The organism is Martinezella calliandrae (assembly GCF_030272695.1).
In the GTDB taxonomy this organism is placed as follows: domain Bacteria; phylum Pseudomonadota; class Alphaproteobacteria; order Rhizobiales; family Rhizobiaceae; genus Rhizobium; species Rhizobium calliandrae.
In genome coordinates this window covers 1-910 of sequence record NZ_JARFYN010000171.1, presented here as the reverse complement: position 1 = coordinate 910, position 910 = coordinate 1, and the positions used below count along the sequence as shown (strand labels likewise).

The following is a 910-nucleotide window of genomic DNA, read 5'->3' as shown; positions in this document are numbered from 1 at the left end:
CGCCCGGTGGCGTGAGGAGCAGATCGATCTCGGCACCGGCGGATGTCCTATAGAAATTACTCTGTGTTCCGGGTGGTGCTGCAGCAACCAACGTCTCGATCACGAAACCTTCCCAACTTGCACCGGCGACAGGGTGGCCGAGCAAATCCTCCTGAGTGGTCAGCCCCAAGAGGGTGTGGGTGATGCCACTGTCGCGAACATAAACTCGTGGTGATTTTACGAGACGCTTACCAACGTTTGCATGCCAAGGCTCCAGACGGCGCACGAGCAGCAAATCAACCAGAAGGTCAAGATAGGAGGCCACGGTCTTGCTATCGACGCCAAGCGCGCGCGCAAACTCTGCGGCGTTCAGAAGTCCAGACTGATGATGTGCGAGCATTGTCCAGAAGCGCCGCAATGTCTCGGCGGGAATACGAGGACCGAGCAAAGGAATATCTCGCTCCAGATACGTGCGAATAAAGCCCTGCCGCCATCGCTGGCTCGCACGATCGCTCGGAGCGAGTAGACTGTCTGGGAAACCACCTCGTAGCCACAGCGTATTCAGTTCGTCAGCTGGCACTTCGATGCCGTTGACCGGTCCCATTTCAAGATAGGCGATACGGCCAGCCAACGTCTCGCCCGACTGTTTCAACAAGTCAATAGATGCCGACCCAAGCAGCAGGAACTGCCCAGTTTTCCTTCCGCTTCGACGGCTGCGGTCGATAAGTCCGCGCAAATTCTGGAAAAGATTAGGAAGCCGGTGAACCTCGTCCAAGATGATGAGCTTGTCGCTATGCTGGCTGAGATATAGTTCGGGCTCGGTGAGCTTGGCGCGATCAGCATCCGATTCCAGATCGAGATAGATCGATGGACGATGGTCGGCTATGGAGAGTGCCAATGTCGTCTTACCGACCTGACGCGGGCCGATGAG

At 56.7% G+C, this 910-nt stretch carries 1 protein-coding gene; it reads right to left on the bottom strand.

Annotated features, from left to right (window positions below; all coding sequences use genetic code 11):
* On the bottom strand, positions 1-910 hold a 910-nt coding region (locus tag PY650_RS36545), incomplete at both ends, for an ATP-binding protein (RefSeq protein ID WP_285884968.1).